General features: G+C 49.3%; 23 protein-coding genes and 1 rRNA gene. 6 read left to right on the top strand and 18 right to left on the bottom strand.

The window, feature by feature from the left end; translation table 11 throughout:
- From JJQ72_RS10040 to JJQ72_RS10025, 4 genes are all read right to left on the bottom strand, one after another.
- Positions 1-85, bottom strand: a 16S ribosomal RNA gene (locus JJQ72_RS10040); the annotation flags it as partial.
- 435 nt (positions 86-520) lie between these two features.
- On the bottom strand, positions 521-1,927 hold the full coding sequence (hemG, locus tag JJQ72_RS10035; protein WP_208203556.1) for a protoporphyrinogen oxidase: 1,407 nt from the start codon (positions 1,925-1,927) through the stop codon (positions 521-523).
- Between the two features lie 114 nt (positions 1,928-2,041).
- Entirely contained in the window at positions 2,042-2,383 is a 342-nt protein-coding gene (locus tag JJQ72_RS10030; RefSeq protein ID WP_208203555.1) for a DUF952 domain-containing protein, read from the bottom strand.
- An 11-nt stretch (positions 2,384-2,394) separates the two neighbouring features.
- The gene (locus tag JJQ72_RS10025; protein WP_208203554.1) at positions 2,395-3,306 is read right to left on the bottom strand and encodes a LysR family transcriptional regulator; all 912 of its coding nucleotides are present in this window, start codon (positions 3,304-3,306) and stop codon (positions 2,395-2,397) included.
- Positions 3,307-3,425: 119 nt separating this feature from the next.
- Between JJQ72_RS10025 and JJQ72_RS10020 the strand changes: the two genes are divergently transcribed.
- The gene (locus tag JJQ72_RS10020) at positions 3,426-4,499 is read left to right on the top strand and encodes a branched-chain amino acid aminotransferase (RefSeq protein ID WP_208203553.1); all 1,074 of its coding nucleotides are present in this window, start codon (positions 3,426-3,428) and stop codon (positions 4,497-4,499) included.
- Positions 4,500-4,550: 51 nt separating this feature from the next.
- Here JJQ72_RS10020 and JJQ72_RS10015 read toward each other — a convergent pair whose 3' ends face one another.
- Positions 4,551-6,161, bottom strand: coding sequence for an ATP-binding protein (locus JJQ72_RS10015; RefSeq protein WP_243895995.1), 1,611 nt, complete (start codon positions 6,159-6,161; stop codon positions 4,551-4,553).
- 391 nt (positions 6,162-6,552) lie between these two features.
- Between JJQ72_RS10015 and JJQ72_RS10010 the strand changes: the two genes are divergently transcribed.
- On the top strand, positions 6,553-7,134 hold the full coding sequence (locus tag JJQ72_RS10010; protein ID WP_208203551.1) for a thymidine kinase: 582 nt from the start codon (positions 6,553-6,555) through the stop codon (positions 7,132-7,134).
- Between the two features lie 87 nt (positions 7,135-7,221).
- Positions 7,222-7,830: a TVP38/TMEM64 family protein gene (locus JJQ72_RS10005; RefSeq protein ID WP_208203550.1), complete on the top strand. Its 609-nt coding sequence runs from the start codon at positions 7,222-7,224 to the stop codon at positions 7,828-7,830.
- Positions 7,831-7,916: 86 nt separating this feature from the next.
- On the opposite strand, the gene mnhG is transcribed toward JJQ72_RS10005, so the two are convergent.
- The 7 genes from mnhG to JJQ72_RS09970 all read right to left on the bottom strand — a co-directional run bounded on the left by mnhG (position 7,917) and on the right by JJQ72_RS09970 (position 14,494).
- Positions 7,917-8,330: a monovalent cation/H(+) antiporter subunit G gene (mnhG, locus tag JJQ72_RS10000; protein ID WP_208203569.1), complete on the bottom strand. Its 414-nt coding sequence runs from the start codon at positions 8,328-8,330 to the stop codon at positions 7,917-7,919.
- Positions 8,323-8,604 carry a Na(+)/H(+) antiporter subunit F1 gene (locus tag JJQ72_RS09995; protein WP_138225930.1) on the bottom strand — a complete coding sequence of 94 codons (282 nt, stop codon included), beginning with the start codon at positions 8,602-8,604 and terminating at the stop codon, positions 8,323-8,325. Before JJQ72_RS09995 ends, mnhG begins: the two co-directional genes overlap by 8 nt.
- A complete protein-coding gene (locus tag JJQ72_RS09990; RefSeq protein WP_138225931.1) occupies positions 8,601-9,080 on the bottom strand; it encodes a Na+/H+ antiporter subunit E in 480 nt (159 codons plus the stop codon). The genes JJQ72_RS09995 and JJQ72_RS09990 overlap by 4 nt, the downstream gene beginning before the upstream one ends.
- A 5-nt stretch (positions 9,081-9,085) precedes the next feature.
- The gene (locus tag JJQ72_RS09985) at positions 9,086-10,567 is read right to left on the bottom strand and encodes a Na+/H+ antiporter subunit D (protein WP_208203549.1); all 1,482 of its coding nucleotides are present in this window, start codon (positions 10,565-10,567) and stop codon (positions 9,086-9,088) included.
- The gene (locus JJQ72_RS09980) at positions 10,560-10,898 is read right to left on the bottom strand and encodes a Na(+)/H(+) antiporter subunit C (RefSeq protein ID WP_208203548.1); all 339 of its coding nucleotides are present in this window, start codon (positions 10,896-10,898) and stop codon (positions 10,560-10,562) included. The genes JJQ72_RS09985 and JJQ72_RS09980 overlap by 8 nt, the downstream gene beginning before the upstream one ends.
- A 2-nt stretch (positions 10,899-10,900) precedes the next feature.
- A complete protein-coding gene (locus JJQ72_RS09975) occupies positions 10,901-13,759 on the bottom strand; it encodes a Na+/H+ antiporter subunit A (RefSeq protein ID WP_208203547.1) in 2,859 nt (952 codons plus the stop codon).
- A gap of 438 nt (positions 13,760-14,197) precedes the next feature.
- Positions 14,198-14,494, bottom strand: coding sequence for a hypothetical protein (locus JJQ72_RS09970; RefSeq protein WP_208203546.1), 297 nt, complete (start codon positions 14,492-14,494; stop codon positions 14,198-14,200).
- A gap of 197 nt (positions 14,495-14,691) precedes the next feature.
- On the opposite strand from JJQ72_RS09970, the gene JJQ72_RS09965 reads away from it, so the two are divergent.
- On the top strand, positions 14,692-15,738 hold the full coding sequence (locus tag JJQ72_RS09965) for a glycine-rich domain-containing protein (RefSeq protein WP_208203545.1): 1,047 nt from the start codon (positions 14,692-14,694) through the stop codon (positions 15,736-15,738).
- Between the two features lie 145 nt (positions 15,739-15,883).
- Positions 15,884-17,881: a S9 family peptidase gene (locus tag JJQ72_RS09960; RefSeq protein WP_208203544.1), complete on the top strand. Its 1,998-nt coding sequence runs from the start codon at positions 15,884-15,886 to the stop codon at positions 17,879-17,881.
- A 66-nt stretch (positions 17,882-17,947) separates the two neighbouring features.
- Here JJQ72_RS09960 and JJQ72_RS09955 read toward each other — a convergent pair whose 3' ends face one another.
- On the bottom strand, positions 17,948-18,409 hold the full coding sequence (locus JJQ72_RS09955; protein ID WP_233280984.1) for a hypothetical protein: 462 nt from the start codon (positions 18,407-18,409) through the stop codon (positions 17,948-17,950).
- A 289-nt stretch (positions 18,410-18,698) separates the two neighbouring features.
- On the opposite strand from JJQ72_RS09955, the gene JJQ72_RS09950 reads away from it, so the two are divergent.
- Positions 18,699-19,838: a zinc-dependent alcohol dehydrogenase gene (locus JJQ72_RS09950; RefSeq protein WP_208203543.1), complete on the top strand. Its 1,140-nt coding sequence runs from the start codon at positions 18,699-18,701 to the stop codon at positions 19,836-19,838.
- A 162-nt stretch (positions 19,839-20,000) separates the two neighbouring features.
- Here JJQ72_RS09950 and JJQ72_RS09945 read toward each other — a convergent pair whose 3' ends face one another.
- The 5 genes from JJQ72_RS09945 to JJQ72_RS09925 all read right to left on the bottom strand — a co-directional run bounded on the left by JJQ72_RS09945 (position 20,001) and on the right by JJQ72_RS09925 (position 24,475).
- Positions 20,001-21,332, bottom strand: coding sequence for a hypothetical protein (locus tag JJQ72_RS09945; RefSeq protein WP_208203542.1), 1,332 nt, complete (start codon positions 21,330-21,332; stop codon positions 20,001-20,003).
- A 23-nt stretch (positions 21,333-21,355) separates the two neighbouring features.
- Positions 21,356-22,642, bottom strand: coding sequence for a hypothetical protein (locus JJQ72_RS09940; protein ID WP_208203541.1), 1,287 nt, complete (start codon positions 22,640-22,642; stop codon positions 21,356-21,358).
- A gap of 148 nt (positions 22,643-22,790) precedes the next feature.
- Positions 22,791-23,531 carry a DUF4085 family protein gene (locus tag JJQ72_RS09935; RefSeq protein WP_208203540.1) on the bottom strand — a complete coding sequence of 247 codons (741 nt, stop codon included), beginning with the start codon at positions 23,529-23,531 and terminating at the stop codon, positions 22,791-22,793.
- A 50-nt stretch (positions 23,532-23,581) separates the two neighbouring features.
- Positions 23,582-24,013, bottom strand: a complete 432-nt coding sequence (locus JJQ72_RS09930; RefSeq protein ID WP_208203539.1) for a VOC family protein — start codon at positions 24,011-24,013, stop codon at positions 23,582-23,584.
- 57 nt (positions 24,014-24,070) lie between these two features.
- A complete protein-coding gene (locus JJQ72_RS09925; RefSeq protein ID WP_208203538.1) occupies positions 24,071-24,475 on the bottom strand; it encodes a GNAT family N-acetyltransferase in 405 nt (134 codons plus the stop codon).
- Positions 24,476-24,522 lie beyond the last annotated feature (47 nt).

Raw genomic sequence — 24,522 nt, 5'->3', positions numbered from 1 at the left:
AAGCTCCTCATCAAGTCCGCTCGACTTGCATGTATTAGGCACGCCGCCAGCGTTCGTCCTGAGCCAGGATCAAACTCTCCATGAAAGTTGAGTTCCATTGCTCATTTCAAAACTGACGAGATTATAAAATCTCATTGTTGATCTCACCGTAAGGCAAGATCGGTTTAACTCACTCGTTGTTCAGTTTTCAAAGATCAATTCTGTTTCTCATTTCCGAAGTCTCTTGTTTCGACCCGGAATTAGATCATAACACACTGTCTATCTAATTAGCAAGCACTTTTTTCGAGAAGATTTAGAGCCTCGTGTGAACGACTAACTTTCCATACGATCCTCAGCCCTAGCGATCAAGCTCTTGGCTTGCTTGTCCTGCTACAATTTCTTGAGCAGATTTATAATTTAACATACATCCATGCTCACAGCAACTTGTAAAATAACCCAGCTAGCAAGGACAGCTGCACCCCTCTTGAAAAGGTGCTTCTATCCTCAATAGCCGGGTTATCATGATACAACCACCAACACTTTAGCTTTGCTGCGCAGATAACAAATCCAGCAGTTGCTGAGCTGTCTTTTGCCCGTTCAGGATACAATCCGGAATACCGACTCCATAGTAGGAACAGCCGGCAAGATAAACGCCGGGCCACCGCTCTTGCATAGCGGCCTCCAGCTTCTCTACGATGCGGCGATGCTCTAAATGATAATTCGGCATATTATCCTGCCATCTCGTAACGACAGCCTCCATCGGCTTCTCACTTAAACCTAAAGAAGCAGTTACATCCTGCAGCGCAAGATCCTCCAGTTCCTGATCCGACATGCCACGCAGCTTATCATACTGAGGATTGGAGCTTTTATAGAATAAACGGACTAACAAGCGCCGGCTTTTGGAGGTATGCTCCCACTTCCGGCTGCTCCAGGTGCTCGCATCACATATTAATCCGAACTCAGACGCATTAATGAAGCCTGTCCCATCGCTTGGCAGACGGTGATCGGGAATATCAAACGCCAGATAGATGCTAATCATGGATTTCGTCAACAGGCCTTGAAACATCTCATCTAGCTCTCGGTCTTGAAGCAATGCCTGGGTTGGAGCGCTGCCTCCGCTAAGCACCACCTGATCCACTTCCAGTACAGATCCATTCGACAGCTTCAGCTTATAGCCTTGTCCGGACGCTTCCATGCTTTCAGCGGCTACCCCTTTATAAATGATAGCTCCTCCGGAGGAAAGCCTCTCTTCCAGCCTTTGAATCAAGAAAGACATGCCCCCCTGGAAGGAGATGAATTTCTTGTTCGCGGCACCCAGATAAAGCTTCCTGTTCTCATAAAGTCCTTGCATGATGCTGCCGTACTGATTCTTATAATCCAAAAGAAACGGCAGCGTGGATGCAATCGTCAAATCCTGAAGTTGACCGGAATACACTCCGGAAATAACGGGAGCAATCTGCTTCTCCACCAGCTCCTGTCCCAAAAAAGCCTCCAGGAACAAGCCCAGGGAGTCATCCTTGGTAAAAACTTCATTGGGAGTGTATAGATCCTTTAATGCCTCCAGCTTTCCTTCCGAAGAAACCAGCTCACTCTCGACTAAGGCCTGCACTCCCACCGGGATGCCGAACAATGAATCAGCGGGAATCTTCTTCAAGCCCGCATTTGTGTATATATAGGAGGTTCCAGTACCGTTATAAACGACCGCATCCTCGAGCCCCAGCTCCTGAATGAAAGGGAGCACATTGCTTTTTCGTGCCACGATCGAGTCAGCTCCGGTCTCCATGATAAAATCTTCTTTATACACCGTGCGGATCTTGCCTCCCAGCTCCGGCTCTGCCTCCACCAAGATCAGTTTCATGGCATCCTCAGCCGGGCGATCCCCCCGCTGCAAATAATAACACGTCGATAATCCTGTTATTCCTCCGCCAATAACGACGGTTGTTGTCATAATTAAGCACCTCGGTTTAGTTGCATCTTGCCGATTGCTAGTCTCCACCGGCTTTGTCTATTGTACCTCATCCCATCAAACTGCCGCAAAAAGGCCTCTTTCTCCAGACTTCTCTTAAGAAGGGGGCAGTTCATCTCCATGAACGTTATCGTCAGGATCTGGATTGTATTCCACAATTCGCTCCACGGCATCCAGGTTCAAAGGACCATAAATGTGCGGAAACTTCTTGCCTGTCTTATATAAGTCCTCATAGACGATGTCAGGAATCACCTTGCTTTCATCAATGTAGAGGAGAAACAGTCCTTTTTGACCCTTATATAACGTATTCGCCACATTCAGCAGCTGCTCGGGAGTAGAGCAATGAATAAAGCCCTCCTTCTTTAGACTGGGAGGCGCGTATTCGCCGGCGACGAGTGCATTTTTCCAGGCTACCGTGTTCATAATATGCAAGATCATCAGAATCACCTCTATGGATTATTGTTTGGATCGGATCTGAAGCTGTCGATGAAACGCTCTGCACTTTTGGATAAATAGTGGTTCTTGAGCCATACGATGCCCACCTCGGACTGCAGTGCTGCATCCTCAATGTCCAGCATGGTCACCAAGCGCCCCATCGACATGGACATGACGGACTTTGGAAAAATGGTCACGCCAATGCCTTCAGCCACCAGTGACATAATAATAGAAACGCTGGAGCATTCACAAATAACCTGGGGCTCGAAGCCATGCTTTCGGCATTCGTTCATGATGGATTCATGCATTCGCGTTGTATAGTCTGTCTTTAAGGTTAGGATTGGACATTCGGCGAGCTCCGTCATCTTAATGGCGGACTTGCCGCCGAACCGCGAAGCCCAGGCGCTCGGGATCACGGCCACGAACGGGTCCGAAGGAAGCGGCAGCACCTCACAGGGATCTGTATAGTGAAAAGCTTCAAAGGGCAGGCGGGCTACAATAAGCTCAATAACCCGCTTTTGCAGCAGGTCCCCGAGATAGGTATGATCCCCTTCCACGATCTTGTACGTCAGCCGGGGATACACCTCCCGCATTCGCTGGATGCGCCCGGGCAGCAGGGATACACAGGAAACGACGGAGCCGATGGAGAGCATGCCTCTCACACCCTCTTCGGTTTCCTTCACTTCATTTAAGGCTTCCTCGAACTGAGTGAGCAGCAGCTCTCCCCGCTGCCTCAGGAGCACGCCGGCCGAGGTCAGCTTCAGATGCCGGGAGCTCCGGTCGAACAGTCGAACTCCCAGCTCCTCCTCGATCTGTTTCAGCTGCCGGCTCAAGGGGGGCTGCTCCATGTTCAGCTTCTTGGCCGCACGGGTGACTTGACCTTCACGAGCGATGGCCAAAAAATATTTCAGCTGCCGTATATCCATACTTACTCCTTCTTTCATACCGTCAGGGTATAATACAGAAACTAAATAGATACTTTTAATATACTTCTTAACATGGTAGCATTCAATTAAGAATAATGTCATAGGGAGCGATGGGCAGTATGGGCACTAGCATCAGTATTGAACTCAGCACACAAAAAAAGACGAAACCGCTTGCGAATGAGCGCGGCTTCGGCACTCATTTTTCAGATCATATGTTTATTATGGATTATGCAGAGGGCCAAGGGTGGTATAACCCGCGCGTCGTCCCTTACCAGCCGATTTCCCTGGACCCTGCGGCGAAGGTATTTCATTACGGACAAACGATTTTTGAAGGCTTGAAGGCTTATAAGACCGGAGACGGAAGAGTGCTTCTGTTCAGACCGAGAAAGAATATGGAACGCTTGAACCGTTCCAATGACCGCTTGGGCGTTCCACATATTGATGAAGACCTTGCACTCGAGGCGCTGAATGCGCTGATCAAGGTCGATCAGGACTGGATTCCTGAAGAAAGCGGTCATTCCCTCTATATCCGCCCTTATGTGATTGCAACCCAGCCGGCACTCGGCGTGGATGCCTCCGCAGAATATAAATTTATGATCATTATGTCACCGGTTGGCAACTATTATCCGGAGGGCGTGAATCCGGTCAAGATCTATGTCGAGAATGAATATGTCCGCGCCGTACGCGGCGGTGTTGGCGAAGCCAAGACTGCGGGCAACTATGCAGCCAGTCTGAAGGCGCAGGAGATCGCCAAGCAGAAGGGCTACTCCCAGGTGCTCTGGCTTGACGGAGTACACCGCAAATATGTTGAGGAAGTCGGCAGCATGAACGTATTTTTCAAAATTAACGGTGTTGTGTACACCCCGGCTTTGAATGGCAGCATTCTGAACGGCATCACCCGCAGCTCCATCATTCAGCTGTTAAGAGACTGGGGGCTGACGGTAGAAGAGACTGCGATCTCCATTGAAGAGCTGTTTGCCGCCGCGCAAAGCGGAGCGCTTGAAGAAGCTTTTGGAACCGGCACGGCAGCCGTAATCTCCCCGATCGGTGAGCTGAACTGGAAGGATGAGAAGGCGGTTATTGGTGGAGGCGTAACCGGAGAGATCTCTGGCAAACTGTACGTTACGCTGACCGGCATCCAAAGAGGCCTCGTGCCAGATCCGTTCGGCTGGATGGTTGAAGTGGAGCTTTAAATCACGTGCGGATTGTATCCTATGGACCAGCCCTGAATGGGCTGGTTTTTTTCAATATTCATTAGATGCTTCAGAGCTGACGTGCCCGCCATCCCCGCCTCTGGAGGATACAGGCAGCTTCACGGTAAACGTGGTGCCCGCCCCAGGTGTGCTTTCAACCGTGATGTAGCCTCCGTGATCTTCAACGATTTTTTGACACAGGGATAATCCGAGCCCTGTCCCCTCCTCCTTCGTCGTGAAAAAAGGATCGAATATACGGTCCAGCACTTCAGATGGAATCCCGGTGCCATTATCCCTGACGGAGATTAGAGCCCAGGGCTCATCCCCCGTGAGTAACGAGAGATGGACGTGACCCGTATTTTCCATGGCCTGAAACGCATTGCGAATCAAATTGATGAGGACCTGGATGATCTTGTCACGATCCATATAAACCGTCACCTCACCCTCCACCTGCTCCATCGTAAAGGCGTGGCCTCTTGAAGCGGCTTCGGATTCACAAAGCGAGAACACTCTGCTCATACAGCCGCTCAAGCTGTCCAGCTTCATATTACTCATATGCGGCTTGGAAAATTGCAGGAACTCGGCGGTCAGCTCCCCAACCCGTGTGATTTCCCCCATGATAACGTTGTACCAAGGCTGAATATTATAATTCTGCACCTTGGAGAGCTGGACAAAGCCACGGATTGCTGTCAGCGGATTCCGGATTTCGTGGGCCATGCCGGCAGCCAGCTCGCCGACGGTTTTCATTTTGGCAGAACGGATAAATTCCTCCTGGCTCTTCAGCCAGGTCTCGCGCCGCATTTGAAATATTCGATCCTCGGCTTTACTGATAACCTCCTGAAACGTCCCTGCTTCCTCCGGGTACGTGGTTACACTGTAGGTGATCTGAACTCCTAAATCCTCAAAGGAGTCCAGACCCTTCACCTCACTGTATGCCGGAATTAAGATTGCAAATCGGTCTCCGGCATAACGCGCCGCGGCAAGCATCTCGGCGAAATGGCGGCGAATATGCACCGAGAAGCGGACCAGGATGTCATTAGCCGACGTCATATCCTTGGCGTTCAGGGACTGGAAATTGTTAATGTCCAGCAGAACGATACGAAACGCGGTGCGGCTCAGTGTAAGCTGCTGCACTCTTTTCATATAGCCTTCATAATTGAGGAAGCCGGTGAGCGGATCGTGATTCATGAGGTAGTTGTTTTGCTTTGCTAATGTTTTTTTCTCGGTTTCAATGCGAATGATGTTATGGAAAGTAGATATGATGACTAGTGATGAAATAATATCGAATACCGATACAAGTAAGGAATACGTGGTGAGAGGCGAGTAAGTTAATCGAATGGCCGTATATTGAATCGTAATGAGGGCCGCGCAGGGCAGCATATGCTTGAATCTCCAGTTGTACTGGATGACACCGGTAATTTGAATATAATAAAGCAGCAGACACCAGTTTAATTGACTGGCATAATGAAAAATACCGAGCAAGCCGAATTGAAGCAGCAGGATATGAGGAAATCTTTTCTCCAGCCACATACTGCCGGTCAGCAGCACCGAGGAGAGAAGCATTAGCGGCAGGCTGCTCTCCAGATCCAGCACCGAAGAAGCTATAATGATAAATAGCACGATCGGCGGGATAAACATTAATTTGAATTTATGAATGGACAACAGACTCACTCCATAGAAGTTGTTTGTCATTGCACAAGCTTTTCCATTATCAGTTATAACAAATTCATCAGGAAATGGATAGAAAAAAACATTCCTGTTATCATGTGTAAGCTTCGAAACAGCTTCTAGCTAGAGTGAATAGGTATTCAGCATCAGGACTTCAAACCCCTTTGTCCCTGCAGCGTTCATGAATTCCAAATCCCAGGGACCAGCTTACTTCATTTCGGGCATGGCTTTGAACAGCATATGCAAACCTTTGTCTACGCCCAGGGACTCAATTTCATTTCAATCTTTGACTTTAGGGTAAGCATACAGGTACAATAGTCCCTGCCTTAAGCATTTACATAAGCTGGTATGAAGAAATTAGGCGGTTTAAAGAAAGGATTGTCACATGGCTCAGTTATTTTTTAAATATGGCAGCATGAATAGCGGAAAATCGATCGAAATTTTGAAGGTCGCCCATAATTACGAGGAGCAGAACAAGCCTGTGCTGATCTTCACCTCTGCGTTAGATGACCGGGATGAGGTGGGTTATGTGTCCTCTCGAATCGGCCTCAGACGAAAGGCCACTCCGATCTCAGAGCAGACAGATGTTTATGAAATCGTCTCCCAGCATTCTCCAAAGCCCTTCTGTGTGCTGGTTGATGAATGCCAGTTCCTGTCCAAGGATAGCATCCTGCAGCTCGTTCGGATTGTGGATGAGCTACATGTTCCCGTGATGGGCTTCGGACTGAAGAATGATTTCCGCAACGAGCTGTTCGAAGGCAGCCGCTGGATGCTCGTCTATGCTGACAAGATTGAAGAGATGAAGACGATCTGCTGGTTTTGCGAGCGCAAAGCGATCATGAATCTGCGATTAAAAAACGGTCAGCCTATATATTCCGGTGAACAGATTGAAATTGGCGGCAATGAATCGTATGTACCGGTATGCCGGAAATGCCACGCCCGCCCGCCGCTGGATCTCCCCGTGTAAGCAGCAGCTTCAAGGCTTAACACTCAGGGTATGTTTGGATTAAAGACACGAATTTATGGGACAAGAACAGGAGCGATCAGATTCATCATGCTGGATTGGTTACAGGAAGCACTACGAACACTTAAACACTTGAATATGGGTCAAATTGAGGGCTGGCTGCAAGAGTATTCCCGCCTGGGCCCGCTCCCCGGCATTCTTATTTCTTTCTTCGAGGCCTTCCTGCCTTTCCTTCCCTTGATTGTTATCGTCATGGGCAATGCTGCCGCATACGGCCTGTGGCTGGGCTTTCTGTATTCCTGGATCGGCGTGTCCCTGGGAGCGCTGGCTGTATTCTGGCTTGTGCGCAAGGTCGGGGGCCGGCTGGGGGAATGGATACAGCGACGGATGCCGGGAGCTCAGCGTTTTTTTCACTGGATTGAGGATAAGGGCTTCACCCCCATCTTTATCCTGTACTGCTTCCCCTTCACTCCGTCCTCGCTGGTTAACATTGCAGCCGGCATCAGCTCAGTTCCCGTGACGACGTTTATGATTGCAGTTCTCTCCGGCAAGGCTGTTATGATCTTCATGGTTGCCTTTATCGGCCATGATTGGCAGGGGTTTATTCAACAGCCGTGGCGTATTCTAGTCGCCGCTGCTGTGTTGGGCTTACTCTGGCTTGGCGGCAAGAAACTGGAGAACCGTTATCATCACGCTTAACATGGATCAGATTACAAATAAGCCCGTTAGAACCATCCGTGCGGCGGAAGGCTCTAACGGGCTTATTCACTAATGATAAGTTGACATTAACCTCTGGTCACGTCATTGCGAGTGGCCCGCTTCTTGGGGGAAGCATCGGCCTGATCCTGATATTGCTTGCGGATTAACGGACCGAGCTCATCATGCTGGCTCTTCTCCCACAGCGGAATTCCCGAGCGATACGCAGCCCTGCCGTTGAGATGACCAGCCACCGGGGATGTAATAAATACAAATATGATCCCGAGGATCAGCTTCGCGCTAATATGATCGACATAAACCATAAAGTACAGGAAGGCTCCCGTAAGAATCAGGAGCACGCCAAGTGTGGCGCTCTTGGTCGCGGCATGGGAACGGAGATACACATCCGGCAGACGAATCAGCCCGAAGGCACTGACCGCGCTAAGCAAAGCACCTGCCAGCACAATCAAGCCGATCAAGAGCTCCCCGACTTCTTTAATCATTGTCGCGTTCAATGACGTCCCCCCTCTCTATATATCTCGCCAGAGCCGTCGTGCCGATAAAGGTCAGAATGCCGATCAGCAGAATAATATCGAAATAATACATCGTCTCCAGCAGCATCGAAAGAACCGCCACGATGGACAGCAGAATGATTCCGATCGTGTCCAGGGCAATAATCCGATCATTCATCGAGGGACCGGCAATAAGGCGGTATACGCAGCCCAGTACAGCCAGAGAAAGCACGGCAAGTGAGGCCATCAGCAGTACGTCCATCATCGGCGGGTCACCTCCATAATGGCTTTTTCAAACGTGTTCCGGATTTGGCTGGACACCTGATCCACATCATCAATATCCATAGCGTGAATATATAAGGTTTTCTTATCCGGCGATACCTCCATGGTCAGCGTGCCCGGCGTCAGGCAGATCAGCAGTGACAGCACGGTCACCTCCCAGTCCGATTTCAGCTCCGTATCATAAGCAAAAATGCCGGGGCGAATATCAAGCCGGGGGCGAAGCACCTGCGCAATGACCGCGAAGCTGGATTTTAACAGCTCGGAGAGGAAGAGCAGGAGCAGCTTGAATAGAGACCATAGCTTTTTCAAATAGAAATCCTGAGTCCAAAAGCGGTTCAGCATCCCAATGAGAATGGCACCGATGATATAGCCTAGTATAAAGCGGGCAGCGGACAAATCGGAATACAAGAACATCCAGACAACAGCAATAATAATATTGAGCAGGATTTGATGACCCATCAGCATTACTCCTTTAGCACGGCATCGATATAAAGTGACGGATTGGAGAGCACTTCACCCGCTTGCCCGGCAAAAGAATACACCCATTCCGCTCCTAGTCCGAAGCCGAGGACAATAATTAATAACGCAGTAACTGAAACATATACGGGTGCGGGCCATTTCTTGCGCTCTACGGCCGGCAGCATAGGATCATCTCTCCAGAAAGCTCCAATGAAGACGTTCATGAGGGAGTACAGCACCATAAGGCTGGAGAACACGGCAATCCCCGTCAGCCAGTAATCCGCAGCGGAGATTCCGCCGGAGACGATGAGCAGCTTCCCTGCAAAGCCGCTTAACGGAGGAATACCGACCAGCGCCAGAGCGGTGATAAAGAACATCCATCCTACTGCCGGATAAGTCTTGATCAGCCCTCCCATCTGATTCAGACTGCTGCTCCCCGCTGCCGAAATGATCATTCCTCCCAGCAAAAACAGCAAGGCTTTAGCAATCATGTCATGCAGCAGATACAGCACCGTTCCGTCAAAGGCTTCACGGGTACCGACAGACAAGCCGAACGCGATAAAACCAACACTGATAATTACATTATAATTCAGCACGCGGTGAATATCATTGTATGCCGCTGCGCCAAGGCCACCCAGCAGCATGGTGGCAGCAGCCAGCCAGCCAATCAGCGAATGGGTGAAGCCCTGATCATGATAAAAAATGAGCGAGAACGTGCGAATCAGCGCGTATAGGCCGACCTTGGTTAATAATGCACCGAACAGGGCAATTACCGCGGTTGGCGGTACACTGTAAGACCCGGGAAGCCAGAAGAATAGAAACAGTCCGGCTTTCAGTGCAAAGACGATGAGGAACATGACTGCAATGCTGTTCAGCATGCCTCCTTGCTGCGCTTCTGCCACCCTTTCCGACAAGTGAGCCATGTTCAGCGTGCCTACCGCTCCATACAGATAAGCCATAGCAGCCACGAACAGGGTGGAAGATAAAATATTGATCAGTATATATTTCAGCGTTTCGCGCAGCTGCCGTTTGGTTCCGCCCAGCACAATGAGAGCGTAGGACGAGATCAGCATAACCTCAAAGCAGACAAACAGGTTAAACAAATCTCCTGTCAGAAAAGAGCCAATCACTCCGGCCAGCAAAAACTGTACAAAGGGGTAAAAGTAGTATTGCTCCCTCTTCTCTCCGATGGTTCGAAACGCAAACAACAGGGATGCTGCAGCCGCTGCCAGTGTAATGAGTACCAGAAGTGCTGCAAACATATCAGCGACAAAAACAATTCCGTGTGGCGGAAGCCACCCGCCCATATACAAGGTCTGAATGCCGTCTCGGCTGATCTGACCTACGAGCAGGACAGTGACAGCCAGATTGATCAGCACACTGACGAGGCTGATTCCGCGCTGAAGCCGAACCTTTTTGGACAGAAAGATCAGAATCACTGCTGTAACGAGCGGAAGCAGCAGTGGAAGCACAACCCAATTATTCATCCTCGTTCCCCCTCAGCTCTTCCATATCATCCGTGCCCAGGCGCTGGTATGCTTTGTAGGCCAGCACGAAGAAGAAAGAGGTTACTCCAAAGCTGATCACGATGGAAGTCAGAATCAGTGCCTGGGGTAGTGGATCTACATAAGCTTCTGCTTTCTGGCCCAGCAGCGGGGCCGCTCCCGTCTTCAGCTTCGCCGTCGTCAGCAGCAGCAGGTGAATGCCATGCGTTAGCAGTGAAGTGCCCAGAATGATCCGCAGCAGGCTCTTGGACAGAATCAGGTACAATCCCACGGCGAACAGAACGCCGATCGCTATTGCCATATATAATTCCATAACTAATTGTCCCTCCCGATGGAATAGATGATCGTCATCGTGACGCCTACAACCGCGAGGTATACACCCAGATCGAACAGCACGGCCGTCGCAAGCTCGGTATCTCCCAGGAGCGGAAGCATAAAGTGATCAAAGGTATGACTGAGGAACGGAGCATCAAACAGGAATGACCCGATCCCCGTCAGCAGCGCAATGAGCAGGCCCGCTCCGATCAATGTGCGGTAATTCACGGGAATGATCTTCTGGCTGATGTTCAGGCCAAAGGCCATGGACAGAAGCACGAGCGCTGCCGCCGTCATCAAGCCGCCAATAAAGCCGCCGCCGGTGCTGTTATGCCCGGACAGGAACAGATAAAGTGCAAACGTTAAAATAATAAACACGACCAGCTTCGAAATCGTACGCAAAATTACATCATTGCTGCCTGGCAGCAGCGTATCCACCCGTCTTGCCCCGAAGCCCAAAATCTCGTCTCCGGAATCGATCTTGATCAGTCCATAAATGCCGAGTGCCGCAATGCCAAGCACCATAATTTCAAGCAGCGTATCAAAGCCCCGGAAGTCCACCAGGATGACGTTTACGACATTCTTGCCTCCGGCCAGCGGCTTGCTCTGCTCCAAATAATAATCGGAAATGGCTGTAAACATCGGATTGCTGGCTGCGCCCAGTGCCAGCATCGTAACCATGATGCCTACAGCAACCGAGATCACCGCATTGACCCACTTGAAGCTGGGTTTCACCTGCTCCTTGCTCAGCTTCGGCAAATGATAGAAGCAGAGCAGGAACAGCATGACAGAGACCGTCTCCACAATCATCTGGGTTAACGCCAGATCCGGCGCACGGAACAGAACGAAGAACAGGGTCACCATATACCCGGACATCCCTGTGAGAATAATGGCAATCAACCGGTTCTGCACAAACGGCAGCACCAGCACAGAGCCGATCAGCGCGATGATCACAACAGCCTCATAAAAAGAAATCGGGGCAAAGCCTGAACCATCCACCGACAGGCCGCCGGACTGGACGATTGAATAGGCCAGCAGCAGCACAAAGGCAGCGAAAATGTAGATAACATAATGCCGAATCGATCCGGTCATATAGGTCTTCGTAATTCGGCGGCTGCCGCGGTTGTACGCTTCAAGCGACCGGTCATACAGCCGATTCAGCGTGAAGCGGTCCGAAAGCGGTGTGGTTAACAGCCGGAATCTGCCCAGCAGCTGATAGATGATAAAGCCGAACACAATGACTCCGAGCGTCATCATAATCTCCAGATTCCAGCCATGCCAGAACGTAATATGAACATCAAACTGCTCTCCCTCTGACAGCAGGCTTGGCATAACCGCAGCCATCGCCGGCTCGATCAGGGAATGGGAAACCAGGCCCGGGAAGAAGCCCAGGATCACGACCAGAGAAGCTAGCACAACCGGCGGGATCAGCATGCCAAGCGGTGCTTCATGCGGGGTTTTCATCAGCTCCTTAGGCTTATACGTGCCTCTGAAGGTTTTGAATACCAGCATTATGCTGTATACGAATGTGAAAATACTCGCTACCCAGGCCACGACAGGAATGAGCACGCCCCAGGTGTCCAGGCTCCAGAAATCCAGCTTCGCTGCATTCAGGACAGAGGTAAAGAACATCTCTTTGCTGAGGAAGCCATTGAACGGAGGCAGGCCCGCCATGGAAAAGGCTCCAATGACCGCGATCGTAAATGTAATCGGCATGAGTGCCATCAAGCCGCCGAGCTTGCGGATATCCCGCGTGCCGGTTTCATGATCGACGATCCCGACAACCATAAACAACGCTCCCTTAAAGGTGGCGTGGTTAATCAGATGGAAGATCGCCGCTGTGGTCGCCTTCGTGTAATACAGAGCTTCCGGCGTGCCGCTGTAATAAGCGGATACCGAGCCCAGTCCGAACAGCGACATGATCAGGCCCAACTGGCTAATGGTAGAGAACGCCAGCAGCGCCTTCAGGTCTGTTTGCTTGACGGCTTTCACTGAGCCATAGATCAAGGTGCACAGACCTGCTCCGGAGACCAGCCAGAACCACACTTGCTGTCCGGCAAACACGGGTGTAAACCGTGCCACCAGATAGATACCGGCCTTTACCATCGTAGCCGAGTGAAGATATGCACTGACCGGCGTCGGGGCTTCCATCGCATCCGGCAGCCAGATGTGAAACGGAAACTGAGCCGATTTGGTAAATGCGCCGAGAAGGAGCAGCAGCATGGCCGGTATAAAGAGGCTATGGTTCATGATCTCAGCCGATTGGCTGATCAGCTCTCTCACGCTCATTGTATCCGCCATGATCGAGAGCATGAGGAAGCCGGTGAACATCGCGAGTCCCCCGAACACTGTGATGAGCATGGATTTCATAGCTCCATATCTGGACCGCTCCCGGTGGTACCAGAACGCGATCAGGAGGAAGGAGGAAATGCTCGTTAATTCCCAGAACCCGTACAGCACCATCATGTTGTCCGAGAGCACGACACCGAGCATGGCTCCCATAAACAGAAGCAGATAGACGTAGAAGCGGTGCACTGCCTCTTTCTTTTTATCCATATAATAGATGGAGTATAGAACCACCAGCATCCCGATTCCGGAGATCAGCAGGGAAAAGAGCAGGCTAAGCCCATCCAAAACGACAGAAAATTGAATGTTCAGAGACGGAATCCAAGGAATTTCGTACAGTTCCCCTCCTTTCTGCTGAACGACCGGAATCCGGCTCAGGAAATAGGCAAATATGACAACGGGCAGCGGCAGGACAATCCAGCCGGTGTGCAGTCTTTTCACCTTTAAGCCGAACGTGCCAGCCACAGCGGCATACAAAAGGGGTGCCAAAATGGCAATGTGAAGAAGCGACAAGATGATTCCTCCTTAAGAAATGAATGTCTTTCCAAAGTATTTCCACTTCAATCCATAAAAACCCTAAAAAACACAAAAAGAGCCCACGTTTGGCAGGCTCCTCCGGGACTAGCATATGTATTTGTACATGAACGCTAAGTTTAAACCGAAGACCAGTATAGCCTATAAATCATAGCTTTGTCAAAGCGCATGAATGAAAAGTCATGTGGCTGGACATCACTCTATATGAAGGAGTGATTCATAATATGAAGAAAAAGGCCATAATCTGCGGTTTTCTTTTTATACTGCTGTTTGCCGGGGCTGCCTGGATGCATGAGCAGCTTTCATTACCAGCACATAGAGAATCTGAAGATCCTGATTACACTATAACCTCTTTTCCCCGCAGCGAATCGTTTCAGGACCATGACGTTCCTTTTCAGCCTCGGGAATACATTCGTATTATTCAGAAGCCGTAGGCAATTCCTTGAATTCCTTGATGAAGGGGCTTGGATCTTCTCTGACGAGATAAGAATACACACCAAAGCGGGTATGTAAATACAGCATGCCCCCTGACGCTCCCAGATTCCGATACGAAATATCAAACACGTCTTTCATGTTAAAGGTCCGATTCTGGCTTTCAATGCACTGGGGGGACATCAGCAGCTCCCGGTCCTCCTCTTGTACAATCTGCTCTGTAGCCTCTACGCGTCTGACAACCTTGTAATACGGCTGAACTGCCAGCCATGGCTCATTCATGCTTACACCCCCCTCTTGTAGTTGCCGCCTTCTCTTCCCGACAAGCCTGTTTATACCTTCATTATACCCACATTAGATCACAGCTTTTCAAGCACGGCACACTGCAGACTTCCGCTTACCCTCCTCATTTCAGCTTTACAGTACAATTCTCATTCTGGGATAATGTTAGCAAGACCCCTTGAAAGGAGCTTGTGCTCATGAATGATTTTACCATTGTCCTCATCATTATTGTGGTATGCGTGATCATGATTGTATATGGCATGCGTCAGAAAAAAAACAATTCCTCCTTCTCCCGCCGTTCAGCTGCCTCTCACGAGATTCTGTGGAAAAATGCGCCGGCCCCTCCACCCGTGGCCGATCGGGACAGCCCCGCTTATTGGTTAAGCGTCAAGCTCAGTCAGTCCCTGCCGCAAGATTACATAGATCGTGTCAAGCACAGGGTCATAAATGACCACCCGGCCCTTTCCGATCAGGAATACGAGTGGCGCTGGGTAGAGCTTCAGCGTTTCTTTATCCTCTGTGCTGTGCTGAAGCAGGTGCCGATGTTTAGCTCCAAGGTCGATGAAATATGGCACGAGATGCTGATGTTTACCCGGGATTATCAGGCATTCTCGCAGCAATATCTCGGTGATATGCTTCACCATGCGCCAAGTGCAGCACCATCTGCCCCTATACCGGACGAGCGGGCATGGTTCGATACCGTCTACACAGAGCTGTTCGGATTAAATGCTTACAGTCAAAGCATTTGGGGAAGCTTTTTCAAGAATCCGCTGCCTAAGAAAGAGCTGGAGTCTTATCTCCACCTCGAAGACATGTCATCTCCCCCTGGGAGGTTCAATCAGCTGCAGTATGATCATATGCCTGAAGCAAGAACAGCTATAGAAGCTGTTGTCCAGAGACTGCATCAGCGTCTTGTTCAGGCGGATCAGCAGAACTGGCAGCCTGGCAAAGAAAGGCTCAGTCTGAACCAGCCAGAGCTCCTGCTGGCATCTGCCGTATATTTCTCCTGGCATGAGCCGGAACAATACAGCAGCTTCATGATGATGGAGGAAGAAGCCCGTAAAGGAGCCCAGAGTCATTCGTCGTGCAGCACCGGCGTCGCTTGCAGCTCTAATGACAGCAGAGATCGTGACAGCGGCAATGACAATGGCTCCTCTTCTTCAGAATCAAGCGACAGCGGCTCCTCCGGATCGGATAGCGGCGGCTCTTCCTGCAGCAGCTGCGGCGGAGGCTGCAGCAGCTAATTTTATACAAAAGATTTGACCAGCTGATAATTAATGGGCTGGTTTTTCTTTGTTTATAAAGGATGTGGAGTAGTAATTCATATATTTTTCTGTAATAATGTGGATATGTCTGTAAAACATCACGCTTGTCTGAGAGGAGAATGACATGACGACCAAGAGAATGATTACCCCCGAGGACTTATACCGCATGAAATGGGTTAGTGAACCGGCGGTTTCTCCTGTTCAGGATCTAACCGCTTATGTGTATAAGGAAGTATCAGAAAGCAGAGAAGGCTATACCTCGCACATCCGTCTGATTTCCCATGATGGAGTGGAGGAACGGGTGCTTACACAAGGAGAACAGGACTCTTCCCCTGCCTGGTCCCCGGACGGCAGCCAGCTTGCATTTCTTCGCAAGAGCGGATCAAACCGACAGGTGTTCATGCTGCCCGTGAACGGAGGCGAAGCCGAATGTGTAACATCATTGAAGCACGGGGCCAGCTCTTTTCAATGGTCGCCAGACGGGACCGCACTGCTCGTGAAGAGTCAGATTGCATCTGGCGAAGAGGATGATCCTGCAGCCGACGATCAAGTCAAGCTGCCAGAGGCACAGGTATTCAATCGGATCAAATATAAATCGGACGGAAGCGGCTTATGGAATAACCGAAGGTCACATCTGGTCCTGGTATCTTTGTCAGGAACGCGGGAGACCCGGTGTATCACCTCAGGAGATTTTGATGTCACGGATTATGCTTGGGCACCCGACGGCTCTAGTGTTGCCTATGTGACCTCTGTCTCTTCAGAGGCTTGCCGTGATGCAGATCTCTCACGTATAGATGATGTATTTACAGTCCAGCTGCAGGATTTATCTACACAAAAGATGACTGACAGCAGCCTGTCTATTCACTCCGTGTCCTTCACTCCGGATGGCAGTCAGCTCCTGCTGTTAGCCGATGATCTGAGCTGCGGCCTGGCGACACTCACCCGGATTCACCTGCTTCCCTTGCAGGGTGGATCGTGTACAGCTATGTACAGTGAGCTGGATATTCAGATCGGGCACAGCGGTGTCAGTGATATGAGAGCGGGTGCCGGCTCCAAGCCACAATTCAGCACCGATGGCGGCACTGTATTTGTCCAGATCAGTCATCAGGGAAGTGTCCACGTTGCCGCATACCAGCTTGATGGCTCTGGCATGAACGTAGTAACCACCGGTGAGCGGGAAGTATATGAATTCGGTGTCGCACACGACGGACGATTGATACTGGCCTCCGCCGATCCGCTTCATCCGGGTGATTTATATGTGCTTCAGAATTCACATTCCGAAGAAATCTCATTAACGAATGTCAATAACGAGCTATGGTCAGAGCTGCAGCTCAGCTTGCCGGAGTCGTTTACGTTTAAGACACAGGATGAATGGAGCCTTCAAGGCTGGATCATGAAGCCGACCCATTTGAAAGAGGGGCAAAAAGCACCTGCTGTGCTTGAAATTCACGGCGGTCCCCAGGCGATGTATGGACATACCTTCATGCTTGAATTCCAGCTGCTTGCGGCGGCCGGATACGCCGTCATTTACAGCAACCCACGCGGCGGTCACGGCTACGGCCAGGTACATGTCAATACGGTGCGAGGCGATTATGGCGGCCGGGATTATCAGGATTTGATGGAGCTGGTAGACTACGTCATTGAAGCCTATGATTGTGTTGATCCTTCCCGCCTTGGGGTTACCGGTGGGAGCTACGGCGGGTTCATGACTAACTGGATCGTCGGCCATACAGATCGATTCCAGGCGGCGGTGACGCAGAGATCGATCTCAAACTGGATATCCTTTTATGGTGTCAGTGATATCGGGTATTTCTTCACGGAGGACATGATTCAGGGCAACCCTTGGCAAGATCTGAGCAAGCTCTGGGAGCATTCTCCTCTCGCGTATGTACAGCATGTCAATACCCCGCTGCTTATTTTGCATGGAGAGCAGGATCTGCGTTGTCCCATCGAACAGGGTGAACAGCTATTTATCGCCCTGAAGCGGCTCGGCAAGACGACCTCGCTGGTTCGCTTCCCGGGTGCTGACCATAACCTGTCTCGAAGCGGACATCCTGCGCTTCGGGTGCAGCGTTTATCACATATCGTGAACTGGTTTGTAACACATATCAAGCAGGAATAGCTTCCATAAAAAAAGACTTCGGCCGAATATTCAGTCGAAGTCTTTCTCTTCTTAGAGGGTTTGATGCTACATCGCTTCGATCAGCGGGGATTGTGGTCCAGTCTTGATGACGTTAACCCCGTTCATTTCCGCAAATTTCACGATTTCGCGGACACCTTCACATTTGGAATCCAGAAATTTAAATGTATAACGCATGCGCTTGCTTTCCTTAAGCTTGAGGCCGAATGCTGCACTGCGGCAGCCGGAAATGCGAATCTCTTCCAGATCTTCAGCACGGATCACTTCGCCGTTAATGACAATACTCTTCTGATCGCTCTGGATCATAACACCTCTTCTTACAAAGCGGGCATACATTTCAATCAATAAAGCCCCCACAAGCACCAAATTCACGGCAATTTGAGCGTAAAAGAAAATCGGGTACGAGGATTTCGTCCATACCCCGATCTGAAACATGACAACGCTAAACAGAAAAGACATAAAGATAACTTCTTTCATTCGCGTGGCATATTTGATTTCATACTTCATCATGTAGTCAACTCCATTTCAAGTGTGTAATGATCTCCATTAGTGCAAGTGCTTACATCCTATTCTACATTATATATACCCCCATTGTACATAATTTAGACACATATGAGCCACATTTTTGTCAAAAATATTTTGTATAGAAGCTTGATTTTACATAAAAATAATTTTTTAGGGCTCAATAACCAAGAATCAAGGATTGTGTAAAGCTATAAAAGTGGAATCTAATAACATATTTTTTGAAGAATTGGGTATATCACAGGTAGGCTTTTGAATTGAATAGGAGGGATTTCACGTGAAAGCAGTGACGTTTCAAGGCGCACATGATGTAAAGGTTAAAGAAGTGCAGGACCCCGTTCTTCAGCAAGCCGATGATATTATTGTCCGGATTACGTCTACCGCCATTTGCGGATCTGATCTTCACATTTATAAAGGTGCTATTCCGACCGAGAAGGATTTTGTAATTGGACATGAGCCGATGGGCATTGTGGAGGAGGTAGGTCCCGAGGTTAGCAAGGTGAAAAAAGGAGACCGGATCGTGCTGCCTTTTAACGTTTCCTGCGGCTCCTGCTTCTACTGTACCCATGAAATGGAGAGCCAGTGCGACCGTGCGAATGGAAATCCGGAGTTTGATACAGGGGCATACTTTGGATATACGGACCGGTATGGAGACTACGCGGGAGGACAAGCCGAGTTACTGCGGGTGCCTTACGGAAATTTCATGCCCTTTGTCATTCCTGAATCCAGTGAGCTTGAGGACGAGGCGGTACTGTTTATGTCAGATGTACTGCCCACTGCGTACTGGAGTGTCGAGCATTCCGGTATGAAGCCAGGCGACACCGTGATTGTGCTGGGCTGCGGTCCAGTGGGATTGATGGCTCAGAAATTCGCTTGGATGAAAGGCGCAAAGCGGGTTATTGCGGTCGATCATGTTCCCTATCGCTTACGTCATGCTGAAAAAATGAATAAGGTGGAAACCATTAATTTTGAGGAATACGACGATACCGGTAAATATTTACGCGAGATCACAAAAGGCGGCGCAGACATCGTCATTGATTGTGTCGGAATGGATGGTAAAAAGAGTGCGCTTGAAGCCGTAGGCCAAAAGCTGAAGCTGCAGGGCGGCACAATCAGCGCACTGGAGATGGCTATGGTCGCTGTTCGTAAATTCGGCACCATTCAGTTAACCGGGGTATATGGCTCTAAATATAACATGTTCCCGCTAGGAAATATGTTTGAGCGGAATTTAACGCTGAAAATGGGACAAGCCCCTGTCATTCATCTGATGCCGATGCTGTTCGATATGATTAATCAAGGCAAGCTGGACCCCACTGAGATCATTACCCATCGAGTCCCTCTTGATCAAGCCAGCGAAGCCTATAAGGTCTTTAATGATCATGAGGATGAATGCATCAAGGTTGTTTTAAAGCCGTAGCTTTAAATAGACCGTGATACAACTGTGAGGCGACGTGTTGAAAAAGGCGGCAATACACCAAAATAAAGACATGGCGGTACTGGGCTTAACTCCCAGACTCCACCATGTCTTTATTTTTTGCTTCATATTACAGTCAAGTGAGCTGTCTCGTGAAACTATCTGCTAGAATCTAAGAACACTCTCGCGCTTCATCCAAGACGTCATCTTCTCCGATTCCTTCTCGTTGTTCAGCGCCAGATCGAAGTCCTTGTCAGTGCGGCTGTACGTTTCGCTAGATGCTTCACGCTCAGCCTGACCGTTGCGGCCTTCTACACTCTCGCGCTTCATCCAAGACGTCATCTTCTCCGATTCCTTCTTGTTGTTCAGCGCCAAATCGAAGTCCTTCATAGTGCGGCTGTACGTTTCGCTAGATGCTTCACGCTCAGCCTGACCGTTGCGGCCTTCTGTACTCTCGCGTTTCGTCCAAGACGTCATCTTCTCCGATTCCTTCTCGTTGTTCAGCGCCAGATCGAAGTCCTTGTCAGTGCGGCTGTACGTTTCGCTAGTCGCTTCACGCTCAGCCTGACCGTTGCGGCCTTCTACACTCTCGCGCTTCATCCAAGACGTCATCTTTTCCGATTCCTTCTCGTTGTTCAGCGCCAGATCGAAGTCCTTGTCAGTGCGGCTGTACGTTTCGCTAGATGCTTCACGCTCAGCCTGACCGTTGCGGACTTCTACACTCTCGCGTTTCGTCGTCTTGCTAGCCGTTTCTTTCTCGCTAGAAGCGTTCAAGTCGAGGCCCAAATTGCGCGAGCTCTTGGTATACGTCTCGGTGCTGGATTCACGGCGAGCTTGTTCTGCGTTAGTTTCTGAGCTCGTGTTGGTGCGAGACATAGATTCCTGCTCTTTTGCAGCATTTAAGCTCAACCCGACATCTTGACTGGATTGACGCTTCGTTTCCCGATGGATCTCCCGATGACCAGTATCCTCATTGTTTACAGTGGAATAACTGGATGAGGACTCCAGCTGCTTGCTGGCATTGATGTCCAGTCCGAGCTGACTTTGGGATTGCTGCTTTTGCATAGATTCCGAGGTATGATGATGGCTATTGCCATACTCACTCTGGCTCCAGCTAGATTGATGTGCTGAAGCGTCTGCCGCAAGGCTCACGTCCAAGCCTGCTTTGCTGGTAGTCTTTGAGTGCTGAGAATGTCCTTCCTCATGATGGCTGCGAGAGTCATCGCTCTCTGCCTGAAGTTGAAGATCTGCATTCAGATCCAGCCCCAGACCTAAACCACTCTGGTTATTGGACGCATATCCAGAACTGTCGTGACTGGTCTTTGAATGATGCTGGGAGCCCACCTGAATTCCAATCTTAGTATCAAGACCCAGCCCCAATGAAGAATTCCCCTTGCTATAGGATGAAGCATAGCCTTCCTGAGAAACACCCATGACACCAAGTACAAAAGTTGCAGACAACACCGACATTTTCGCCCATTGCGGTACCTTTTTCATTTAACATACACTCCTTCTCATTTTTAATTGAATGTTTGGGTTTCAATTGGTGAGAGAAATGTATGCTGTTGCGGCGGTTGACCCGGCGGTGGTTGAGACCACTGGTCACTGCCAAGGAGATACTGCTGTTGAAGCACAACGGAGGTTACGTAATAAACTCCACTAATCTTATCTGTTAAGTTAGTTATGGGATAAGATGAACCGCTGTTTCCAAGAGAATTGGAAGCAGTGTTGGAGCCTGCCGAGCCGGTGGACGTATTCAAAGGCACCAGCGCAACGCTCGGACGTGTGTTTTTCTGAGTTGGATCGTTGGAAGTATTTCCACTTGTCTCCTCAGCCAAAGATATTTTTTCCTCTGAAGCCACAGGCTCATTGGATTGGTTCTCACCAGCCCGAGCATTCCCACGATAAGGAGTCGACCTGGTCTCACTCACCAACGCTTGCTCATTTACAGCAGCTTCAGGTTCGCCTACGTTAAGATCTGAATCACTTTGATCCGTAACGTTTACAAGTACTGGAGCCTCTGTGATCGGTTTAGGTAGTTCATTACGCTCCTCATTTTCCGTGTCAGAGATTCCCACTTCGTCCTCTCGAGCTTTGCTCGACGTCTGCGGGCTAAAAGAAGTATCTTTCTGTAGAGATGCTACAGGAACCGCAGAATCTGCAGGCGTTGGAACAGACTGAGCCGGCGGGTTGCTCTTGGAAAGCGGCTCTTCTGCCTTGACATCCACACTTGGAACACTCGCCTTCAGCTCAGATGTCACCGCTTTAATGGCTGGAGATTGAATCTGAACCGAAGGCACGATCCCCTCATCAGGCTTCACTGCAACCGTCGCTTTGGAAGCTTCAGCTTGAATGCCGAGCGTCTCGACTTGAACTGAGGGAGCCTCCACCTTCACTTGCGGCAAAAGCCGTCCCTCAGGCTTCACGTCCGCAGAAATCTCACCCAGCTGGGTTGTCACTAGAGGCGCTTCCACCGTCGTCGTTGAGGTATTGATCCTCACCGCCGGTTGACTTATTTCTGCCTCAATGACGACCTCAGGTGTCTTTACCTTTACAATGGGTGTATCCAGCTGAATAGAGGGTACCTTTAATGGAATTCCCTTCTGTTCCGCATTCTCTGCATTTGACGCGGCTGGCTCTGATGGGTCAGGAGCGGGTCTTACCGGTTTCAAGACAGGTTCAACGATTTCCTTAAGCAGCGCCGAGGCCGTGGGTGCGGTTACCGACTGAATCCAGAAGCTGGCACAGATCAGAATCAGGACTGCGGATAACCTTTGCCAGTTAGAAGAACCCTTCAGTCTCTGCATGAAAGAGTTTCACCTCCCTCCTCTAGATACCGAAGCATCTTTGATGTGTTTACAAAGGATACGTGTTGTCCTCTAAAATGGATCACTATGTCAGCGAACTCATTTAATAATAACCTGTCCCTGTCTTGCTCAACCACGTTAAAGCGATTTAATTTGATGTGAAATTTGCGTTCTTAGCTGATATCGTGAGATATGTTAATCCGGCATGGGGTGATTGCAATAATGCGTGAAATTCATAGCTGTCATTTACCGGGTATACTTCTTCATACAGCCACCACGCCCCTTGAATATTACCATCCAGCTCCAAAATCACGTAATCCTCGAATGTCACCTTGCATATGTCAGTAAATCCACCGGTGGGATCTAAATGAATAGTGAAAGCTTGTTCATTTTGTTCCACGCCGGTAATTACGCAATCATGGAAGCTGAAGTTTTGCAGCAGTTCTCGTTCTATCGCGGTGGAAAGCGAGTGCAGAAAAGTTATATACTGTTCGCTTGCTTTTTGCACCAGTTGATGATTCTTCTCACAAAATTGAGTCAGCGCAGAAATCACGCTTGCGGATGCTTTTTCAAGTGCAAATACTCTAAGGTCTGCAATCTGATTCAGAATGGCGGATGGCAGGGAACGTCTAAACATTTCTTGTTTGTAAAGCTGAATTTCACGAAAATGCACGGCTTCCTGATCGGCGTGTAATGGCTGGCTGATTTCGTCAGCCTGAGATAACAAAGCAATCTGCTGATGCAGCTCCAGCCATTTTTCCAGCTCTTGACTGTAAACCTCCTCATACAAGCGCTCCGAATACTTCTCTGCTCTAGGTTCTTCTTCCAATCCTAGATGATAGCTCGTCTTCTGCATCAGTTCATACCATTCTTTCGTTAAAAATTTCATACTGTACGCTCCCTTGCAAGCTCATGACATCTGCCATGTCATTTGACGGGTTAAAAGCTGATCATAGCCCCTTTTTCATCAAAGACGGAGTCTGGATTCCACGCGATTTCCCAAGCATTACTCTCAGGATCTAAGAAATAAGCGGTTCTGCCTCCCCAAAACGCATCACTTGCCTCGCGTATCACCGTTCCACCCGCAGCTCGAACTTCTTCCATATATGTGTCCACCTCGCCCGGTTGATCCACATTGATTGCTAACGTAATCCCTTTGAAGCCCTCTATACTGTAATCTTGACTAAGCCCTGCATCCTTCAGCAATTCCGTCAATGGAAACAAGGAAAGCAGCACGCCTGCCGTTCTAAAAACACAATAGCTGTCTGAGCTAAATTCCATCTCACGCCAACCTAACCGCTGATAGAACTGTCTCAATTGCGGAAGCTGCTTCGCCCCGATTGTGATTAAGCTTACTCGTTCCGGAATCATTGAAATGCCTCCTGTAATTTTTTTGTACTGCATGTTAACTTTTATAAGTTTCATAGATCAGTTGCTTTTTCTCCTAATAACAAAAGCTTTATCTGCTCTTTCAAAACCTATTTTGTCATAAAATCCCAATGCACTAGGTGCTGACAGTAAGATATATTGAACATCCACCTCACCTAAATGTTTTTTTAGTGTCTCAATCAGTTGTTTTCCGACACCTTTTTCTTGCGAGCTCTTAGACACTGCAAGATCAGAAATGTAGCAGCAATAGGAATAATCTGTAATCGCTCTTAAAAACCCAATAAGCTGCTGGTTCTCTCTCGCGGTAACCATAACATCAGAGTTTTTAATCATTGTAGCAATGCGTTCCGAGTCATTAATAGGTCTTCGAATCCCCGAAGAACGGAAAACGTCAATGACTTCTTCAACTGGGCAAGCTTCAACAACCTGATATTTAACTCCCATTTAAATTCACCTTAACTTTCTCTGTATATGTTTATCTCCAGTTATGA

This window comes from Paenibacillus sp. F411, from assembly GCF_017582705.1.
Classification (GTDB): Bacteria; Bacillota; Bacilli; order Paenibacillales; family Paenibacillaceae; genus Paenibacillus_AQ; species Paenibacillus_AQ algicola.
The sequence above is the reverse complement of the archived record's forward strand: the minus strand, read 5'-3'. Positions and strand labels throughout refer to the sequence as shown.

What these genes read in the sequence shown, in the direction of transcription:
- hemG (WP_208203556.1), bottom strand. Translation starts at nt 1,927, where the DNA reads ATGACAACAACCGTCGTTATTGGCGGAGGAATAACAGGATTATCGACG.
- JJQ72_RS10030 (WP_208203555.1), bottom strand. Translation starts at nt 2,383, where the DNA reads ATGATCTTGCATATTATGAACACGGTAGCCTGGAAAAATGCACTCGTC.
- JJQ72_RS10025 (WP_208203554.1), bottom strand. Translation starts at nt 3,306, where the DNA reads ATGGATATACGGCAGCTGAAATATTTTTTGGCCATCGCTCGTGAAGGT.
- JJQ72_RS10020 (WP_208203553.1), top strand. Translation starts at nt 3,426, where the DNA reads ATGGGCACTAGCATCAGTATTGAACTCAGCACACAAAAAAAGACGAAA.
- JJQ72_RS10010 (WP_208203551.1), top strand. Translation starts at nt 6,553, where the DNA reads ATGGCTCAGTTATTTTTTAAATATGGCAGCATGAATAGCGGAAAATCG.
- JJQ72_RS10005 (WP_208203550.1), top strand. Translation starts at nt 7,222, where the DNA reads ATGCTGGATTGGTTACAGGAAGCACTACGAACACTTAAACACTTGAAT.
- mnhG (WP_208203569.1), bottom strand. Translation starts at nt 8,330, where the DNA reads ATGATTAAAGAAGTCGGGGAGCTCTTGATCGGCTTGATTGTGCTGGCA.
- JJQ72_RS09995 (WP_138225930.1), bottom strand. Translation starts at nt 8,604, where the DNA reads ATGATGGACGTACTGCTGATGGCCTCACTTGCCGTGCTTTCTCTGGCT.
- JJQ72_RS09990 (WP_138225931.1), bottom strand. Translation starts at nt 9,080, where the DNA reads ATGGGTCATCAAATCCTGCTCAATATTATTATTGCTGTTGTCTGGATG.
- JJQ72_RS09985 (WP_208203549.1), bottom strand. Translation starts at nt 10,567, where the DNA reads ATGAATAATTGGGTTGTGCTTCCACTGCTGCTTCCGCTCGTTACAGCA.
- JJQ72_RS09980 (WP_208203548.1), bottom strand. Translation starts at nt 10,898, where the DNA reads ATGGAATTATATATGGCAATAGCGATCGGCGTTCTGTTCGCCGTGGGA.
- JJQ72_RS09970 (WP_208203546.1), bottom strand. Translation starts at nt 14,494, where the DNA reads ATGAATGAGCCATGGCTGGCAGTTCAGCCGTATTACAAGGTTGTCAGA.
- JJQ72_RS09965 (WP_208203545.1), top strand. Translation starts at nt 14,692, where the DNA reads ATGAATGATTTTACCATTGTCCTCATCATTATTGTGGTATGCGTGATC.
- JJQ72_RS09960 (WP_208203544.1), top strand. Translation starts at nt 15,884, where the DNA reads ATGACGACCAAGAGAATGATTACCCCCGAGGACTTATACCGCATGAAA.
- JJQ72_RS09955 (WP_233280984.1), bottom strand. Translation starts at nt 18,409, where the DNA reads ATGATGAAGTATGAAATCAAATATGCCACGCGAATGAAAGAAGTTATC.
- JJQ72_RS09945 (WP_208203542.1), bottom strand. Translation starts at nt 21,332, where the DNA reads ATGAAAAAGGTACCGCAATGGGCGAAAATGTCGGTGTTGTCTGCAACT.
- JJQ72_RS09940 (WP_208203541.1), bottom strand. Translation starts at nt 22,642, where the DNA reads ATGCAGAGACTGAAGGGTTCTTCTAACTGGCAAAGGTTATCCGCAGTC.
- JJQ72_RS09935 (WP_208203540.1), bottom strand. Translation starts at nt 23,531, where the DNA reads ATGAAATTTTTAACGAAAGAATGGTATGAACTGATGCAGAAGACGAGC.
- JJQ72_RS09930 (WP_208203539.1), bottom strand. Translation starts at nt 24,013, where the DNA reads ATGATTCCGGAACGAGTAAGCTTAATCACAATCGGGGCGAAGCAGCTT.
- JJQ72_RS09925 (WP_208203538.1), bottom strand. Translation starts at nt 24,475, where the DNA reads ATGGGAGTTAAATATCAGGTTGTTGAAGCTTGCCCAGTTGAAGAAGTC.